Origin of the sequence: Pacificimonas aurantium (genome assembly GCF_020092905.1) — a bacterium.
GTDB lineage: Bacteria > Pseudomonadota > Alphaproteobacteria > Sphingomonadales > Sphingomonadaceae > Pacificimonas > Pacificimonas aurantium.
The window spans coordinates 1179557-1196272 of record NZ_JAGSGB010000002.1 but is presented as its reverse complement, the minus strand read 5'-3'; the positions used below and the strand labels follow the sequence as shown (position 1 = coordinate 1196272).

General features: G+C 63.0%; 27 protein-coding genes. All 27 read left to right on the top strand.

Features of this window, described 5'->3' with window-relative positions; all coding sequences use genetic code 11:
- Positions 1-13: 13 nt before the first annotated feature.
- Entirely contained in the window at positions 14-2164 is a 2151-nt protein-coding gene (fusA, locus tag KCN53_RS12540; protein ID WP_088712135.1) for an elongation factor G, read from the top strand.
- 52 nt (positions 2165-2216) lie between these two features.
- Complete coding sequence (gene tuf / locus KCN53_RS12535) at positions 2217-3407, top strand: elongation factor Tu (RefSeq protein WP_088712136.1); 1191 nt, start codon at positions 2217-2219, stop codon at positions 3405-3407.
- An 88-nt stretch (positions 3408-3495) separates the two neighbouring features.
- Complete coding sequence (rpsJ, locus tag KCN53_RS12530; protein ID WP_008603064.1) at positions 3496-3810, top strand: 30S ribosomal protein S10; 315 nt, start codon at positions 3496-3498, stop codon at positions 3808-3810.
- Between the two features lie 134 nt (positions 3811-3944).
- Positions 3945-4664, top strand: coding sequence for a 50S ribosomal protein L3 (gene rplC / locus KCN53_RS12525; protein WP_088712137.1), 720 nt, complete (start codon positions 3945-3947; stop codon positions 4662-4664).
- A gap of 4 nt (positions 4665-4668) precedes the next feature.
- Positions 4669-5289 carry a 50S ribosomal protein L4 gene (gene rplD, locus KCN53_RS12520; protein ID WP_088712138.1) on the top strand — a complete coding sequence of 207 codons (621 nt, stop codon included), beginning with the start codon at positions 4669-4671 and terminating at the stop codon, positions 5287-5289.
- Positions 5282-5593 (top strand): 50S ribosomal protein L23, encoded by a 312-nt coding sequence (locus tag KCN53_RS12515; RefSeq protein ID WP_088712139.1) that lies wholly within the window; start codon positions 5282-5284, stop codon positions 5591-5593. Before rplD ends, KCN53_RS12515 begins: the two co-directional genes overlap by 8 nt.
- Entirely contained in the window at positions 5593-6435 is an 843-nt protein-coding gene (gene rplB, locus KCN53_RS12510) for a 50S ribosomal protein L2 (RefSeq protein WP_088712140.1), read from the top strand. Before KCN53_RS12515 ends, rplB begins: the two co-directional genes overlap by 1 nt.
- A gap of 9 nt (positions 6436-6444) precedes the next feature.
- Positions 6445-6720 (top strand): 30S ribosomal protein S19, encoded by a 276-nt coding sequence (gene rpsS, locus KCN53_RS12505; protein WP_088712141.1) that lies wholly within the window; start codon positions 6445-6447, stop codon positions 6718-6720.
- Positions 6720-7097, top strand: coding sequence for a 50S ribosomal protein L22 (rplV, locus tag KCN53_RS12500; RefSeq protein WP_088712142.1), 378 nt, complete (start codon positions 6720-6722; stop codon positions 7095-7097). The genes rpsS and rplV overlap by 1 nt, the downstream gene beginning before the upstream one ends.
- Positions 7098-7101: 4 nt before the next feature.
- Complete coding sequence (rpsC, locus tag KCN53_RS12495) at positions 7102-7797, top strand: 30S ribosomal protein S3 (RefSeq protein WP_088712143.1); 696 nt, start codon at positions 7102-7104, stop codon at positions 7795-7797.
- 67 nt (positions 7798-7864) lie between these two features.
- The gene (gene rplP, locus KCN53_RS12490) at positions 7865-8284 is read left to right on the top strand and encodes a 50S ribosomal protein L16 (protein ID WP_088712144.1); all 420 of its coding nucleotides are present in this window, start codon (positions 7865-7867) and stop codon (positions 8282-8284) included.
- Between the two features lie 2 nt (positions 8285-8286).
- Positions 8287-8493, top strand: a complete 207-nt coding sequence (gene rpmC, locus KCN53_RS12485) for a 50S ribosomal protein L29 (RefSeq protein WP_088712145.1) — start codon at positions 8287-8289, stop codon at positions 8491-8493.
- A gap of 4 nt (positions 8494-8497) precedes the next feature.
- On the top strand, positions 8498-8812 hold the full coding sequence (rpsQ, locus tag KCN53_RS12480; protein WP_088712146.1) for a 30S ribosomal protein S17: 315 nt from the start codon (positions 8498-8500) through the stop codon (positions 8810-8812).
- Position 8813: 1 nt separating this feature from the next.
- Positions 8814-9182: a 50S ribosomal protein L14 gene (gene rplN / locus KCN53_RS12475; protein WP_088712147.1), complete on the top strand. Its 369-nt coding sequence runs from the start codon at positions 8814-8816 to the stop codon at positions 9180-9182.
- A 2-nt stretch (positions 9183-9184) separates the two neighbouring features.
- The gene (rplX, locus tag KCN53_RS12470; protein WP_088712148.1) at positions 9185-9505 is read left to right on the top strand and encodes a 50S ribosomal protein L24; all 321 of its coding nucleotides are present in this window, start codon (positions 9185-9187) and stop codon (positions 9503-9505) included.
- Complete coding sequence (gene rplE, locus KCN53_RS12465; protein WP_088712149.1) at positions 9498-10079, top strand: 50S ribosomal protein L5; 582 nt, start codon at positions 9498-9500, stop codon at positions 10077-10079. Before rplX ends, rplE begins: the two co-directional genes overlap by 8 nt.
- Before the next feature lie 30 nt (positions 10080-10109).
- Positions 10110-10415 carry a 30S ribosomal protein S14 gene (rpsN, locus tag KCN53_RS12460; RefSeq protein WP_088712150.1) on the top strand — a complete coding sequence of 102 codons (306 nt, stop codon included), beginning with the start codon at positions 10110-10112 and terminating at the stop codon, positions 10413-10415.
- A gap of 18 nt (positions 10416-10433) precedes the next feature.
- On the top strand, positions 10434-10832 hold the full coding sequence (gene rpsH, locus KCN53_RS12455) for a 30S ribosomal protein S8 (protein WP_088712151.1): 399 nt from the start codon (positions 10434-10436) through the stop codon (positions 10830-10832).
- 13 nt (positions 10833-10845) lie between these two features.
- Complete coding sequence (rplF, locus tag KCN53_RS12450) at positions 10846-11373, top strand: 50S ribosomal protein L6 (RefSeq protein WP_088712152.1); 528 nt, start codon at positions 10846-10848, stop codon at positions 11371-11373.
- A 2-nt stretch (positions 11374-11375) separates the two neighbouring features.
- A complete protein-coding gene (gene rplR, locus KCN53_RS12445) occupies positions 11376-11732 on the top strand; it encodes a 50S ribosomal protein L18 (RefSeq protein ID WP_088712153.1) in 357 nt (118 codons plus the stop codon).
- Positions 11733-12500, top strand: a complete 768-nt coding sequence (rpsE, locus tag KCN53_RS12440; protein WP_088712154.1) for a 30S ribosomal protein S5 — start codon at positions 11733-11735, stop codon at positions 12498-12500.
- Positions 12501-12506: 6 nt separating this feature from the next.
- The gene (rpmD, locus tag KCN53_RS12435; protein ID WP_088712155.1) at positions 12507-12701 is read left to right on the top strand and encodes a 50S ribosomal protein L30; all 195 of its coding nucleotides are present in this window, start codon (positions 12507-12509) and stop codon (positions 12699-12701) included.
- Positions 12702-12769: 68 nt separating this feature from the next.
- Positions 12770-13255 (top strand): 50S ribosomal protein L15, encoded by a 486-nt coding sequence (gene rplO / locus KCN53_RS12430; protein WP_088712156.1) that lies wholly within the window; start codon positions 12770-12772, stop codon positions 13253-13255.
- Positions 13256-13418: 163 nt separating this feature from the next.
- Complete coding sequence (secY, locus tag KCN53_RS12425) at positions 13419-14810, top strand: preprotein translocase subunit SecY (RefSeq protein ID WP_088712157.1); 1392 nt, start codon at positions 13419-13421, stop codon at positions 14808-14810.
- Positions 14807-15454: an adenylate kinase gene (locus KCN53_RS12420; protein WP_088712158.1), complete on the top strand. Its 648-nt coding sequence runs from the start codon at positions 14807-14809 to the stop codon at positions 15452-15454. The genes secY and KCN53_RS12420 overlap by 4 nt, the downstream gene beginning before the upstream one ends.
- A gap of 374 nt (positions 15455-15828) precedes the next feature.
- A complete protein-coding gene (gene rpsM / locus KCN53_RS12415) occupies positions 15829-16197 on the top strand; it encodes a 30S ribosomal protein S13 (protein ID WP_088712159.1) in 369 nt (122 codons plus the stop codon).
- A gap of 12 nt (positions 16198-16209) precedes the next feature.
- Complete coding sequence (rpsK, locus tag KCN53_RS12410; protein ID WP_088712160.1) at positions 16210-16599, top strand: 30S ribosomal protein S11; 390 nt, start codon at positions 16210-16212, stop codon at positions 16597-16599.
- Positions 16600-16716 lie beyond the last annotated feature (117 nt).

Here is a 16716-nt window from a genome sequence, read left to right as displayed (position 1 = left end):
GGCAGGAACCAAAATGGCCCGCGATTATCCGATCGAAAAATACCGCAACATCGGTATCATGGCGCATATCGACGCCGGTAAGACGACGACGACCGAGCGGATTCTCTACTACACCGGCAAGTCCTACAAGATCGGCGAGGTGCATGACGGTGCCGCGACGATGGACTGGATGGAGCAGGAGCAGGAGCGCGGCATCACCATTACGTCGGCGGCAACGACGACGTTCTGGACTGCCGAAGATCACACGATGGATCCGATGTCCGACCCCGAGGCGCTGCGCGCCAATACGGAGAAGCACCGGATCAACATCATCGACACGCCCGGCCACGTCGATTTCACCATCGAGGTCGAGCGCTCGCTGCGCGTCCTCGACGGTGCGGTAGCCGTTTTCGACGGCGTCGCCGGTGTCGAGCCGCAGTCCGAGACCGTGTGGCGGCAGGCCGACAAGTACGGCGTTCCGCGGATGTGCTTCATCAACAAGCTCGATCGCACGGGCGCTGATTTCTATTACTGCGTCGACAGCATCGTCGAACGCCTGGGTGCGACCCCGCTCGTTCTCTATCTCCCGATCGGTGCCGAAAGCGATCTGCAGGGCGTCGTCGACCTCGTCGGCAACCGCGGCATCGTCTGGGAAAATGATGGCCTCGGCGCCACCTACAAGCATGTCCCGATTCCCGACGACATGAAGGAAAAGGCCGCTGAGTATCGCGAGAAGCTCATCGAGCTCGCCGTCGAGCAGGACGACGAGGTCATGGAAGCCTATCTCGAGGGTAACGAGCCGGATCTTCCCACGCTGAAGAAGCTTATTCGCAAGGGAACGATGGCCCGTGCGTTCGTGCCCGTGCTTTGCGGTTCGGCCTTCAAGAACAAGGGCGTGCAGCCGCTGCTCGACGCCGTTGTCGACTATATGCCGGCACCGACCGACGTTGCGGCGATTAAGGGCATCAAGCCCGGCACGGAAGACGACGAGGAGCCGGTCACCGATACGCGTCCTTCGTCCGACGACGAGCCGTTCTCCGCGCTTGCGTTCAAGATCATGTCCGACCCCTTCGTCGGCACGCTGACCTTCGCCCGTATCTATTCGGGCAAGCTCGAGGCCTCTTCGCAGGTACTCAACACCGTGAAGGACAAGAAGGAAAAGATCGGCCGCATGCTGCTCATGCATGCGAACGACCGTGAGGACATCAAGGAAGCCTTTGCCGGCGACATCGTTGCTCTGGTCGGCCTGAAGGACGTGACGACTGGCGATACGCTGTGCTCGCCGTCAAAGCCGATCATCCTCGAGCGCATGGAATTTCCGGATCCGGTTATCTCCGTCGCTGTCGAGCCGAAGACAAAGGCCGACCAGGAAAAGATGGGCATCGCGCTCAACCGGCTTGCGCAGGAGGACCCGTCCTTCCGCGTCCAGTCCGACGAGGAAAGCGGCCAGACCATCATTAAGGGCATGGGCGAGCTTCACCTCGACATCATCGTCGATCGCATGAAGCGCGAGTTCAAGGTCGAGGCGAATGTCGGCGCGCCGCAGGTCGCCTACCGCGAGAGCCTGAAGCGCGAAGTGAACATCGACTACACCCACAAGAAGCAGTCGGGTGGTTCGGGTCAGTTCGGTCGCGTTAAGATGACCGTGGCCCCCGGCGAGCGTGGCACGGGCGTCGAGTTCATCGACGAGATCAAGGGCGGCAATATTCCGCGTGAATATATCCCCTCCGTCGAGAAGGGCATCCGTGAAGTCGCCGAGTCCGGTGCGCTGATCGGCTTCCCGATCATCGATTTCCAGGTTCGCCTGACCGACGGTGCGTATCACGACGTCGACTCCTCCGCGATGGCGTTCGAGATCACCGGTCGCGGCGCGATGCGCGAAGCCGCCGAGAAGGCGGGCATCAAGTTGCTCGAGCCGATGATGGAAGTGGAAGTCACGACGCCCGAGGAATTCATGGGTGACGTGATCGGCGACCTCAACAGCCGCCGCGGCCAGATTCAGGGCACCGAAGCCCGCGGCGTCGCGCAGGTGGTTGAAGCGATGGTCCCGCTTGCCAACATGTTCGGATATGTGAACCAGCTGCGTTCGATGACGCAGGGCCGTGCACAATATTCGATGCAGTTCAGTCACTATGAGGAAGTGCCTCAGAATGTGGCCGATGAAGTGAAGGCGAAACTGGCTTAACAGCGCCTCCTGAAAGACGAGTATAACCTTAGGAAAAGCAGAGGGTTAGAGAATGGCTAAGGAAAAATTCGAGCGCAGTAAGCCGCACGTCAACGTCGGCACGATCGGTCACGTTGACCATGGCAAGACGACGCTGACGGCGGCGATCACGAAGGTGCTCGCGGAAGTTTATGGCGGTGCGGCCGTCGACTTCGCGAACATCGACAAGGCGCCTGAAGAGCGCGAGCGCGGCATCACCATTTCGACGGCTCACGTCGAGTATGAGACCGACCAGCGCCACTATGCGCACGTCGATTGCCCGGGCCACGCCGACTATGTGAAGAACATGATCACCGGTGCCGCCCAGATGGACGGCGCGATCCTGGTTGTGAACGCTGCTGACGGCCCCATGCCGCAGACGCGTGAGCACATCCTTCTCGCCAAGCAGGTCAACGTGCCGGCAATGGTGGTTTTCCTCAACAAGGTCGACCAGGTCGACGACGAGGAACTGCTTGAGCTGGTCGAGCTGGAAGTTCGCGAACTTCTGTCCGAATATGACTTCCCGGGCGACGATATCCCGATCATTTCCGGCTCGGCTCTCGCCGCGCTCGAAGGTCGCGACGACAATATCGGCAAGGAAAAGGTCATCGAGCTGATGAAGGCCGTGGATGAGTTCATCCCGCAGCCCGAGCGTCCGCTGGACCAGCCCTTCCTGATGCCGATCGAGGACGTGTTCTCGATCTCCGGTCGCGGTACGGTTGTCACCGGCCGTGTCGAGCAGGGCGTCGTCAATGTCGGCGACGAAGTCGAGATCGTCGGGATCAAGGACACCACCAAGACGACCGTCACGGGCGTCGAGATGTTCCGCAAGCTGCTCGATCGCGGCGAAGCCGGCGACAACATCGGTGCGCTGCTGCGCGGTACGAAGCGCGAGGACGTGGAACGCGGCCAGGTGCTTTGCAAGCCGGGCTCGATCACGCCGCACACCGAGTTCAGTGCCGAGGTCTATGTCCTGTCGAAGGACGAGGGCGGCCGTCACACGCCGTTCTTCGCGAACTACCGTCCGCAGTTCTATTTCCGCACGACCGACGTTACCGGCGAAGTGGTCTTGCCTGATGGCACGGAAATGGTTATGCCCGGCGACAACGTGAACCTTGGTGTGAAGCTGATTGCGCCGATCGCCATGGATTCGGGTCAGCGCTTCACCATTCGCGAGGGCGGCCGTACGGTCGGCGCGGGTGTTGTGTCTGAGATCACGAAGTAAGAATTAAAACGTTGAAGCGGGCCGGTCCGATGCCCCGAGCATCCGGACCGGCCCGGTTCTTTTTGTTTGAGGGTTTGAGGCACTAGGTATGGAAACGCAGAACATCCGCATCCGCCTGAAGGCATTCGACCACCGCGTGCTCGATCAGGCAACGGGCGAGATCGCCGATACGGCGAAGCGCACGGGTGCGATGGTGCGCGGTCCTATCCCGATGCCGACGAAGATCGAGAAGTTCACGGTCAACCGCGGCCCGCATATCGACAAGAAGTCGCGCGAGCAGTTCGAGATGCGCACGCACAAGCGTCTTCTCGATATTGTGCAGCCGACGCCGCAGACGGTGGACGCGCTGATGAAGCTCGACCTGTCGGCCGGTGTCGACGTCGAGATCAAGCTGGGCGCCTGAGGCGCTCGCTAGAGTTTCGCCGCTGCCCGCAACGGTAGCGGCACAAGGGTGGGCCGGGCCTCGACCGGCACGAACATAAAGTCGCACGCCCCCGAGTTACGGCAAGGGGGCCTCTGTTAGGAAAGGAACGGATCATGCGTACCGGCGTGATCGCGAAGAAGATGGGTATGACCCGCCTGTTCCAGGACGACGGCCAGCATGTGCCCGTCACGGTCCTGGCCCTGGACGGATGTCAGGTCATTTCGCAGCGTACGTCCGAGCGTGACGGTTATACCGCCGTGCAGCTCGGTGCAGGCAGCCGCAAGGCCAAGAACGTGAAGAAGCCGCAGCGCGGCCATTTCGGCAAGGCCGAGGTGGAACCGAAGGCGCGCGTGGCCGAATTCCGTGTGTCCGACGACGCTCTCGTCGATGTCGGCGCGGAAATCGGCGCGGATCACTTTGCGCAGGGTCAGAAGGTCGATGTGACCGGCACCACGCAGGGTAAGGGCTTTGCCGGCGCCATGAAGCGCTGGGGTTTCGGCGGTCTGCGCGCCTCGCACGGCGTGTCGATCAGCCACCGCTCGCACGGCTCGACTGGCCAGTGCCAGGACCCGGGCAAGGTGTTCAAGGGCAAGAAGATGGCGGGTCACATGGGTGCCCGCAATCGCACTCAGCAGAACCTCGAAGTCGTCCAGATCGACACCGATCGCGGCCTTCTGTTCGTCAAGGGCTCGGTCCCGGGGCACAAGGGCGGCTGGCTGCTCGTCAAGGACGCCGTGAAGAAGAAGCATTCCGCCGACCTGCCGTTCCCGGCTGCGGTGAAGGGTGCGAACGACACTGCTCCGGCCGCTGAGGCCGAGAGCGCGGAGGCGTAAGGTCATGAAGGTCAAGATGCAGACCCTGGAGGGTAAGGCCTCCGGCGATATCGAACTGCCGGAAGCGATTTTCGGCCTCGAGGCGCGTGCGGACATCCTGCACCGCGTGGTGACCTGGCAGCTTGCCAACCGGCGCGGCGTTGCCCGCCCGGCGCGCGAGCGGTCCGACGTGGCGCGTACGGGCAAGAAGTTCGGTCGCCAGAAGGGATCCGGCGGCGCTCGTCACGGTGATCGCGGTGCGCCGATCTTTGTCGGCGGCGGTAAGGCTCATGGTCCGCGCAAGCGCACCTTCGAGCAGAGCCTGAACAAGAAGGTTCGCGCGCTCGGCCTGAAGACCGCGCTCAGCGTGAAGGCTGCCGAAGGCAAGCTGGTCGTGCTGAAGGATCTCGAGCTGAAGGACGCGAAGACGAAGGCCGTTCTGGCGTCGCTTGGCAAGCTCGGCATCGAGAAGGCGCTGTTCATCGACGGCGACAAGCCCGAGGCGTTCGGCAAGGCCATCCGGAACCTGCCGCACCTCGACGTGCTGCCGTCTGCCGGTGCGAACGTCTACGACATTCTCAACCACGACACGCTCGTCCTCACCGAGGCGGCGGTCGCAAAGCTGGAGGCGCGCTTCAATGGCTGACACGAAGCAGGCGGCGCTGTCGCACTACGACATCATCCGCGCGCCGATCATCACCGAGAAGTCGACCATGGTGTCCGAGCACAACCAGGTCGTCTTCGAAGTCGCCAAGGGTGCGACGAAGCCTGAGATCAAGGCCGCCGTCGAAGCGCTGTTCGACGTGAAGGTGACCGGGGTGAACACCCTGATCTCTAAGGGCAAGACCAAGCGGTGGAAGGGTCGCCCCTATCGCCGCACGGACGTCAAGAAGGCGATCATCACGCTGGCCGAAGGCGAGATGATCGACGTGACGAGCGGAGTTAACTGATGGCACTGAAGCAATATCGCCCGTCGAGCCCGGCCCGTCGCGGCCTGGTGCTTGTCGACCGGTCGCACCTGCACAAGGGTGGCCCGGTCAAGGCGCTGACCGAAGGTCTCACGAAGACCGGCGGCCGTAACAATACGGGTCGCATCACGTCGCGCGGCATGTCCGGCGGTCACAAGCGCAAGTATCGCGTGATCGACTTCAAGCGCCGTAAATGGGATGTCGAGGGCACGGTCGAGCGGCTGGAATATGATCCCAACCGTACGGCTTTCATCGCGCTCGTCGCTTACGCAGATGGTGAGCAGGCCTATGTCCTTGCGCCGCAGCGGCTGCAGGTTGGCGACAAGATCGTGGCCGGCAAGAAGGTCGACGTGAAGCCTGGCAATGCGATGCAGACCAGCCAGATGCCGGTCGGCACGATCATTCACAATGTCGAGCTGAAGCCCGGCAAGGGCGGCCAGCTGGCGCGTTCTGCAGGGACGTACGCCCAGGTGGTCGGCAAGGATCGCGGCCTGACGATCATTCGTCTGGGCTCTGGCGAGACGCGCTACATTCGCGGTGAGTGCATGGCGACGGTCGGTGCGGTGTCGAACCCCGACAACGCCAACCAGAACCTGGCGAAGGCCGGCCGCAATCGCTGGCGCGGCAAGAAGCCGCTGACCCGCGGTGTTGCGAAGAACCCGATCGATCACCCGCACGGTGGTGGTGAGGGCCGCACGTCGGGTGGCCGTCATCCGGTCACGCCGTGGGGCAAGCCGACGAAGGGCGCGAAGACTCGCGACCCGAAGAAGGCGTCGAACAAGATGATCATCCGCTCGCGTCACGCGAAGCGCAAGGGGCGGTAAGGACTAGGCATGGCACGCTCACTGAAAAAGGGTCCGTTCGTGGACCTTCACCTTCTGAAGAAGGCCGAGGACATGCAGGACGCGTCGAAGAAGTCGCCGATCAAGACCTGGTCGCGCCGCTCGACGATCCTGCCGCAGTTCGTGGGTCTCACCTTCAACGTGTACAACGGCCGGAAATTCATTCCGGTCTCCGTCAACGAAGACATGGTCGGCATGAAGCTGGGCGAGTTCTCTCCCACGCGCACCTATCTCGGCCATGGCGCTGACAAGAAGGCGAAGCGCTAATGGGCAAGGCAACCAATCCCCGCCGGGTCGGTGAGCGCGAGGCGCTTGCGACCGCAACGGCCGTGCGCGGCAGCCCGTACAAGCTCAACCTGGTTGCGGGTCTTATCCGCGGCAAGAAGGTCGACGAGGCGCTGAGCATTCTGAAGTTCTCCGAGAAGGCGATGGCCGAGCCGGTGTCGAAAGTTCTCGCAAGCGCCATTGCGAATGCCGAGAACAATCACAATCTGGACGTCGACGCGCTGGTCGTCAGTGAGGCTTCCGTTGGCAAGTCGATCACGACGAAGCGCTGGAAAGCGCGTGCCCGTGGCCGCGCCAGCCGGATCACGAAACCCTTCAGCCGCATCCGCATCGTGGTGCGCGAGACGGACGAGGACTAGAGATATGGGTCACAAAAGCTCCCCCGTCGGCCTGCGCCTGCAGATCAACCGCACCTGGGACAGCCGCTGGTTCGCCGACGGCGATGCCTATGCGAAGCAGCTGGTCGAGGATCTGAAGATCCGCAACCACATCATGAAGACGGTGCCGCAGGCGGCGATCTCCAAGGTGGTTATCGAGCGTCCGGCGAAGCTCTGCCGCGTCAGCGTCTATGCCGCGCGCCCGGGCGTGATCATCGGCAAGAAGGGCGCCGACATCGACAAGCTTCGCAAGAAGCTGACGGAGATGACGGACAGCGAAGTCTCGCTGAACATCGTCGAGATCCGCAAGCCGGAAGTCGACGCCCGCCTGGTGGCGCAGTCCGTCGCCGATCAGCTGGAGCGCCGGATCGCGTTCCGCCGCGCCATGAAGCGCGCCGTTCAGTCGGCGCTGCGTCTCGGCGCCGAGGGTATCAAGATTGTCTGCGGCGGCCGTCTCGGCGGCGCGGAGATCGCCCGCGTGGAATGGTACCGCGAAGGCCGTGTGCCGCTGCACACGCTGCGCGCGAACATCGACTATGCAGAGGCCGAGGCGCACACCGCCTATGGCGTTTGCGGCGTGAAGGTCTGGATCTTCAAGGGCGAGATCATGGAGCATGATCCCCTCGCCCAGGAGAAGGCCATGATGGACGCTCAGACATCGGGGGTCCGGCCGGCGCGGTAAGTCGAAAGACCATACCGCGGCTGCTGGCCTGATCGAGGACCTCTTTTCCTGTCAGAAGGCTAAATAAATGCTGCAACCGAAACGCACCAAGTACCGGAAGGCGCACAAGGGTCGTATCCATGGCAATGCCAAGGGCGGCACCTCGCTGAATTTCGGCTCGATCGGCCTTAAGGCGATGGAGCCCGAGCGGATCACTGCGCGCCAGATCGAAAGCGCGCGCCGCGCCATTACCCGTCACATCAAGCGCCAGGGGCGCTTGTGGATCCGCGTGTTCCCCGACGTGCCCGTCAGCTCCAAGCCTGCGGAAGTCCGCATGGGTAAGGGTAAGGGTTCGCCGGAATATTGGGCCGCGCGTGTGAAGCCGGGCCGCATTCTGTTCGAACTCGACGGTGTCAATCCCGCCCTCGCGACGGTCGCTTTCGAGCGCGCGGCGGCGAAGCTCCCCATTCGCACGAAGGTCGTGCGCCGCTGGGGTGAGGAGGTCTGAACATGGCGAAGATCGCAGATCTGAAATCGAAGAGCGACGACCAGCTCTCCGAAGAGCTGACGCAGCTGAAGAAGGAGCAGTTCAACCTGCGCTTCCAGTCGGCGACGGGTCAGCTCGAGAAACCGAGCCGCGTCCGCGAGGTGCGTCGTACCATCGCGCAGATCAGGACGCTGCAGAACGAGCGCAAGACCGCTCAGGCGGAAGGATAAGGACATGCCGAAGCGCATCATGGCCGGACCGGTTGTGTCCGACAAAACCGACAAGACCGTCACCGTTCTTATCGAGCGGAAGGTGAAGCACCCGCTGTACGGGAAGATCATCCGCCGGTCGAAGAAATATCATGCCCATGACGAGAACAACGAGTTCTCCGTCGGCGATGTCGTGCGCATCGAGGAATGCGCGCCGATTTCGAAGACGAAGTCGTGGAAGGTGATCGGGGCTGCCGGCAAGGGCGCGGACGTCGCGTCGATGCCGTCGGATGCCGAAGAGATCAACACCGAGACCCTGACTGAGGGGGAGGCCGCCTGATATGATCCAGATGCAGTCAAACCTCGAGGTCGCGGACAATTCGGGTGCGAAGCGCGTGCAGTGCATCAAGGTGCTGGGCGGATCGAAGCGCCGGTTCGCCGGCGTCGGCGACACCATCGTCGTGTCGGTCAAGGAAGCCCAGCCCCGCGGCCGCGTGAAGAAGGGCGACGTGCACCGCGCCGTCGTCGTTCGCACCGCGAAGGACATCCGCCGTCCCGATGGCAGCGTCATCCGCTTCGACACGAACGCGGCGGTGCTGATCAACAACAACAAGGAGCCGATCGGCACCCGTATCTTCGGGCCGGTCACGCGCGAACTGCGCGCCAAGGGTCTGATGAAGATCGTCAGCCTGGCGCCGGAGGTACTGTAACCATGGCATCCGCGAAGATCAGGAAGGGCGACCGCGTCGTCGTCCTCAGCGGCAAGGACAAGGGCAAGCACGGCGACGTGACCCAGGTTCTGCCGAAGGACGGAAAGGTCGTCGTGTCTGGCATCAACGTCATGACGCGCCACCGCAAGCCGAGCCAGGCGAACCCGCAGGGCGGGCTCGACCGCTTCGAGGCGCCTATCGCGCTGTCGAAGGTCGCGGTCGAGGACCCCAAGACGGGCAAGCCGACGCGCGTCGGCTTCGAGGTGCGCGACGGCAAGAAGGTCCGCGTGGCCAAGAAATCCGGTGAGGTGATCAATGGCTGACAACTACAAGCCGCGCCTTCAGTCTGTTTACGAGGACAAGGTCCGCGCCGCGCTGAAGGAAGAGTTCGGCTATTCGAACGACATGCAGATCCCGAGGATCGAGAAGATCGTCCTCAACATGGGCGTCGGCAAGGCGGTCGACGACAAGAAGCATCTGAACAATGCGGTTACCGAGATGACGGCGATCGCGGGTCAGAAGCCAGTCGTGACCAAGGCGAAGAAGTCGATTGCCGGCTTCAAGCTGCGCGAGGGCAATCCCATCGGTGTGAAGGTCACGCTTCGTGGCCAGCGCATGTGGGAATTTCTCGACCGCCTGATCAACATCGCGCTTCCGCGTGTCCGTGACTTTCAGGGTGTGAACCCGAAGTCGTTCGACGGTCGCGGCAACTATGCGATGGGCGTCAAGGAACAGATCGTGTTCCCCGAAATCAATTACGACCAGGTCGACGAAGTTCGCGGCATGGACGTGATCGTGACGACGACCGCCCAGACGGATGACGAGGGCCGTGCGCTGCTTCGCGCGCTGAACATGCCCTTCATCCGGTCCGAGGCCGAAGAAAAGCAGGCCGCCTGAGGCGGACGAAAGGAAGAAAGAACTTAAGTCATGGCGAAACTGAGTTCAGTCAACAAGAACGAGAAGCGCAAGCGTCTCGCGAAGAAATATGCGGGCAAATATGCCCGTCTGAAGGCGATTGCCGAAGACGAGACGAAGGATGACGAGGAGCGTTTCCTCGCCCGTCTCAAAATGGCGGAAATCCCTCGGAACGCAAACCCCACGCGCGTGCGGAACCGTTGCGAACTGACGGGCCGCAGCCGCGGTTATTACCGCCGGTTCGGTCTGTCGCGCATCATGCTTCGGGAGCTGGCCAATAAGGGCCTGATCCCGGGTGTCACGAAGTCGAGCTGGTAAGAGAAGGGAGACCGATCCATGTCTATGACTGATCCGGTTGCGGACCTGCTTACCCGCATCCGCAACGGCCAGCAGGCCAAGAAAGATTCGATCGTCACGCCGACGTCGAAGCTGCGCAAGAACCTTCTCTCCGTGCTGGAGCGTGAGGGCTATATCCGCGGCTTTTCCGATGAATCGGCGGAGGGCAACAAGGCCTTCACGCGCATTGAGCTGAAGTATTTCGAAGGTGAACCGGCGATCCGCTACATCCAGCGCGTCTCGAAGCCGGGTTTGCGCGTCTATTCGGGTGCGAAGGACCTTCCGAAGGTCCGCAACGGCCTGGGCATTACCATCGTTTCGACGCCCAAGGGCGTTCTGTCCGACGCTGAGGCGCAGGAACAGAATGTCGGCGGCGAAGTCCTCTGCCAGGTCTTCTAAGGAGAGCGCGAGAATGTCACGTATTGGAAAAAGGCCGGTCGCGCTGCCTGAGAAGGTGTCGGCGGCAATCGACAGCGGCACGCTGACGGTGAAGGGTCCGAAGGGCGAGCTGTCCATGCCGCTCCGCGACGAGATCGACTACAAGATCGACGACGGTGAAATTTCCGTCACGCCGCAGAAGAAGGCGGGCCGCCCGTTCTGGGGCATGCAGCGTACGCTGGTGCAGAACCTGGTCACGGGTGTGACCGAAGGCTTCACGAAGACGCTCGAGATTTCCGGCGTCGGCTACCGCGCGCAGTCGCAGGGCAAGACCCTGAAGCTGCAGCTCGGCTACAGCCACGATGTCGATTACGACATCCCGGAAGGCATCGAGATCAAGACCCCGGACCAGACGACTGTCGAGATTTCCGGGATCGACAAGCAGAAGGTCGGGCAGGTCGCCGCCGAGATCCGCCGCTGGCGGAAGCCGGAACCCTATAAGGGCAAGGGCATCAAGTATCGCGGCGAATACGTGTTCCGCAAGGAAGGCAAGAAGAAGTAGTCATGAAAGAGAAACTGACACCCTTCGCGCGCCGCCGCCGGCGCGTTCGCACTGCGCTGAAGTCCCGCTCCGGGACGAAGCCGCGCCTTTCCGTGCACCGCACGTCGAAGCATATCTATGCCCAGGTGATCGACGATCTGCAGGGGCAGACCATCGCTGCGGCCTCCACGCTGGAAAAGGACGCACGTCCCGATGGCGGCGCGACCGTCGCCGCGGCGACCGAGGTCGGCAAGCGTATTGCCGAGCGTGCCAAGCAGGCCGGCGTCGAGAAGGTCGTTTTCGACCGCGGTGGTTTCATCTTTCACGGCCGTGTGAAGGCGCTGGCTGATGCCGCGCGCGACGGCGGACTGGAGTTCTAAATGGCTGACGAACAGACCCCGACGCCGGTCGCTGCCGATCCGGCGCCCAACAAGGAAACGCCTGCCGCAGAGCATCCCCAGGGTGGTCCCAGCGAGCATGACGGTCGTCGTGGCCGTGGCCGCGGTGGTCCCGGCGGCGGCGGTGGTGGCCGCGGCGGTCGCGGTGGACGCGACGGCGGTCGTGGCCGCGGTCGCGGGCGCGACAATCGCGATGCCGAGACCGGTGAAGAGCTGATCGAGAAGCTGGTTCACATCAACCGCGTCTCTAAGACCGTGAAGGGTGGTAAGCGCTTCGGCTTCGCCGCGCTCGTGGTCGTCGGCGACGGCAAGGGCCGTGTGGGCTTCGGCCATGGCAAAGCCCGCGAGGTTCCTGAGGCCATCAACAAGGCGACTGCGGCGGCCAAGAAAGCCATGATCCGCGTGCCGCTTCGCGATGGCCGCACGCTGCACCATGACGGCTATGGCCGTTTCGGTGCCGGCAAGGTTCACGTACGGTCCGCGCCGCAGGGTACCGGCATCATTGCCGGCGGTCCGATGCGTGCCGTGTTCGAGAGCCTTGGCGTTGCCGACGTCGTGACCAAGTCGGTCGGCACGTCCAACCCCTACAACATGATCCGCGCAACCTTCGAGGCGCTGGGCGACCAGTTCAGCCCGAAGACGGTTGCACAGCGCCGTGGCAAGAAGATCGCCGATCTGGTCGGCCGCCGCGACGACATCCAGCCGGACACGGCGGCGGCAAGTGCCGAAGCCGAAGCCGTTACGGAGTAATCTGACATGGCTGCCAAGAAGACACAGACGATCAAGGTGAAGCAGGTCGGTTCGCCGATCCGCCGCCCGAAGGAACAGCGCAAGACCCTTTCGGGTCTCGGCCTCGGCAAGATGCACAAGGTCGTCGAGCTGGAGGACACTCCGGCCGTGCGCGGTATGGTTGCAGCCATACCGCACCTGGTGCAGGTCGTCGAAGACTGATCATCCGGCCCCTCTTGTGGGGGGGCGTCCATTCCAGCGCGAACAACAGCGAAAGCGAGTGCAGACTTATGAAGATTTCCGACCTCAAGGATAATCCCGGCGCGCGTAAGAGCCGCATGCGGGTTGGCCGCGGCGAAGGCAGCGGCAAGGGCAAGACCGCCGGGCGCGGCATGAAGGGCCAGAAGAGCCGTTCGGGCGTCGCCATCAAGGGCTTCGAAGGCGGTCAGATGCCGCTTCACATGCGAATCCCGAAGCGCGGCTTCAACAATCCGTTCGGGCGCGACTATGCCGAACTCAACGTCGGCAAGCTGCAGGCCGCCATCGACTCCGGCAAGCTGAAGGAAGGCAAGTTGGGCGAGGACGACCTGCGCGGCGCGGGCATCGTGCGCGGCGGCCGTGACGGCGTCAGCCTGATGGGTAAGGGCGAACTGAAGGCGAAGGTCGAACTGACCGTTGCGCGCGCCACCAAGGGCGCGGTCGCGGCGGTTGAGAAGGCCGGAGGCTCGGTCAGCCAGACCATCGGTCCGAAGACGAAGAACGACAAGAGCGAATAGTCTTGGCGAGGGCCCGTCCGGGAAAACCGGGCGGGCCTTCTCGCTATGGGGAGGAGGACCGGCAACAGCCGGCCTGCCAAGGCACTGTGAAGGAGCGGCGCTGGCGTACCTAGTCCGCCGCTCCTATGTATCGCTGATCATCTAGCGGGGTTCCTTAAACTTCATGGCATCATCAGCCGATCAACTCGCCGCCGGCCTCAACTGGTCGTCATTTTCGAAGGCAAGCGACCTGAAGAAGCGCATCTGGTTCACCCTGGGCGCGCTCATCATCTACCGCCTGTGCACCTTCGTTCCGCTACCGGGGATCGACCCGGTGCAGCTGGAAATGCTGTTCGACCGCACGCGCGGCGGCGTGCTCGATTATATCAACATGTTCTCCGGCGGCGGCCTGGAGCGCATGTCGATCGTCGCGCTCAACATCATGCCGTACATCACGGCATCGATCATCGTGCAGCTGATGACGTCGCTCAGCCCCAGTCTTGCCCAGCTCAAGAAAGAGGGCGAGCAGGGCCGCAAGAAGATCAACCAGTATACCCGCATGGGGACCGTCGTCCTCACGCTGTTCCAGGGCTATGGCATTGCCGTCGGCCTCGAGGGCTGGGGCGGTTCCGGCTCCGCCGTGATCGATCCGGGCTGGTTCTTCCGCATCACGACCATGATCACACTGCTTGGCGGTACCATGTTCCTGATGTGGCTCGGCGAGCAGATCACCGCGCGGGGCGTCGGCAACGGTATCTCGCTCATCATCATGGCGGGCATCGTGGCGACCCTGCCGGGCGCGTTCGTGGGTATTTTCGAGCAGGCGCGCACGGGCGCACTCAGCGACTTCACGGTCATCCTGATCGTCGTCGGTGCGCTCGCCACCATCGCGTTCATCTGCTTCATGGAGCGCGCACAGCGCCGGGTGCTGATCCAGTATCCCAAGCGCCAGGTCGCGCAGAACCGTCCGGCGCAGCAGGAGAGCTCTCACCTGCCGCTCAAGCTGAACACGGCGGGCGTCATTCCGCCGATCTTCGCCAGCTCGATCCTTCTGATGCCGCTCACGGTGGCGCAGTTCTCCGGCCAGGGCGCGGCTCAGCCGGCCGGTGGTGATGTGTCGGCAGCCGGCGGCGGCGGGCTAAGCGACTTCCTGCTCCAGATGACGGCAGCGTTGCAGCACGGAACGCCGCTCTACATGGCGCTGTACGGCATCGGCATTGCCTTCTTCTGCTTCTTCTACACAGCCGTCGTCTTCAATCCGGAGGAAACGGCCGACAATCTGAAGCGGCAGGGCGGCTTCATTCCGGGCATCCGTCCGGGTCAGCGCACGGCTGACTATCTTAGCTACGTGCTCGACCGGATCACCTTCGTGGGCGCTGCCTATCTTGTGGTGATCTGTCTGATCCCGGAGGCGGTCATTGGCGGCCTCGGTATTGCGCTGCTGTTCGGCGGCACCAGCCTACTCATTGTGGTGAATGTCACCATGGACACGGTTGCGCAGATCCAGTCGCACCTGTTAGCGCACCAGTATGAGGGCCTCATCAAGAAGGCCAAACTAAGGGGTAAGCGCAGGTGAATATTATACTGCTTGGGCCTCCGGGCGCAGGGAAGGGGACCCAGGCTTCGCTGCTGGAGCGCGAGCGGGGCATGGTGCAGCTGTCCACGGGCGACATGCTGCGCGCCGCGGTCAACGCCGAGACGCCGGTGGGCGTGAAGGCGAAGGCGGTCATGGAGCGCGGCGAGCTGGTGTCGGACGAGATCGTTGCCGGCATCATCTCCGAACGTCTCGACGCCGACGACGTGAAGCGCGGCTTCATTCTCGACGGTTTTCCGCGCACCGAAAAACAGGCGCAGATGCTCGAGGAAATGCTCGCGAAAAAGGGCATGACCCTCGACCATGTCATAGAGCTCAAGGTCGACGAGCAGGCTTTGGTCGAGCGTGTCGAGGGCCGGTTCACCTGTGCGAATTGCGGCGAAGGCTATCACGACAAGCACAAGCTGCCCTCCGTCGAGGGCAAATGCGATATCTGTGGCGGCGAAGTCTTCAAGCGTCGGCCCGACGACAATGCAGAGACCGTCCGTACCCGGCTGCAGGAGTATCGCGCGAAGACGGCTCCCATCCTTCCCTTCTACGAGGGCAAGGACATGGTCAGCCGCGTCGACGGCATGGCGTCGATGGAGGAAGTTCACAGCAGTATCGTCGAGGTGCTCGGCAGCTGAGCGCGGCGGTTTCGGCGCTTCCGACCTCGAGGGCCTCTTCGTAGGTTCCCAGCGTTCCATCAGAACAGATTGGTAGGCTGTTGAGGGTGGCCGAAGCGGTGCGGCAGGGTGCAGGACTCTCGGGTCCGACCGTCTGGGGTCTTTACGTCGGCGGTTCATTCGGGGTAGGGTCTGGAAATGCCCGCTGATCGGCGGCGCTGCGGCTTGACTTTGTTCGGGCCGCCTCCTATTTCGCGTACTTCCGATCATTCCGGAACACAATAGATTCGTTCGCACCGGCCGGCCCCGTTCCTATGGGCGCCTTTGCCGGTGCAATGCTTTGAGATAGGCCGCGCACGCCCAGCACGGCCTGTGGAGCTGAGGAGACCAGACGAGTGGCACGTATTGCGGGCGTTAACATCCCGACGAATAAGCGCGTCGAGATTGCCCTTACCTACATTCACGGCATCGGTCGCACCACTGCGCTCGATATCGTCAAGAAGCTGGACATCGCGCGCGAGCGCCGGGTCCAGGACCTGACCGACCAGGAAGTCATTCGCATCCGCGAGCTCATCGATTCCGAGCTTACGGTGGAAGGCGACCTGCGCCGCGAGCGGTCGATGAACATCAAGCGGCTGATGGACCTTGCGTCCTATCGCGGCCTTCGCCACCGCCGCGGCCTTCCGGTCCGCGGTCAGCGCACCCACACGAATGCGCGTACCCGTAAGGGTAAGGCAAAGCCGATCGCCGGCAAGAAGAAGTAAGGCAAGCTCGACATGGCAAGAGAACCGCAGCGCGTTCGCCGTCGCGAGCGCAAGAACATCACTTCTGGCGTCGCCCACGTGAACGCCAGCTTCAACAACACGATGGTCACCATCACCGATGCGCAGGGCAATGCCATCAGCTGGTCGTCCGCCGGCATGATGGGCTTCAAGGGCAGCCGCAAGTCGACTCCCTATGCCGCTCAGGTTGCCGCCGAGGATGCCGGCCGCAAGGCGCAGGAGCATGGCATGCGGACGCTCGAGGTCGAGGTTCGCGGTCCCGGGTCCGGGCGCGAGTCCGCGCTTCGCGCGCTGAGTGCCATCGGGTTCACCATCACGGCCATTCGCGACGTGACGCCGATTCCGCATAACGGTGTCCGCCCGCCCAAGCGCCGCCGCGTCTGATCCGCCGGTTCGGAAAATTCCGGGCCGCGCCAGGCGCGGTCCTTTTCTGACCAACCGGCACTGGCGGGGACGCCCGCGGCGCCGGCCTAGAATATACTCTCCCGAAGGGAACAGGAC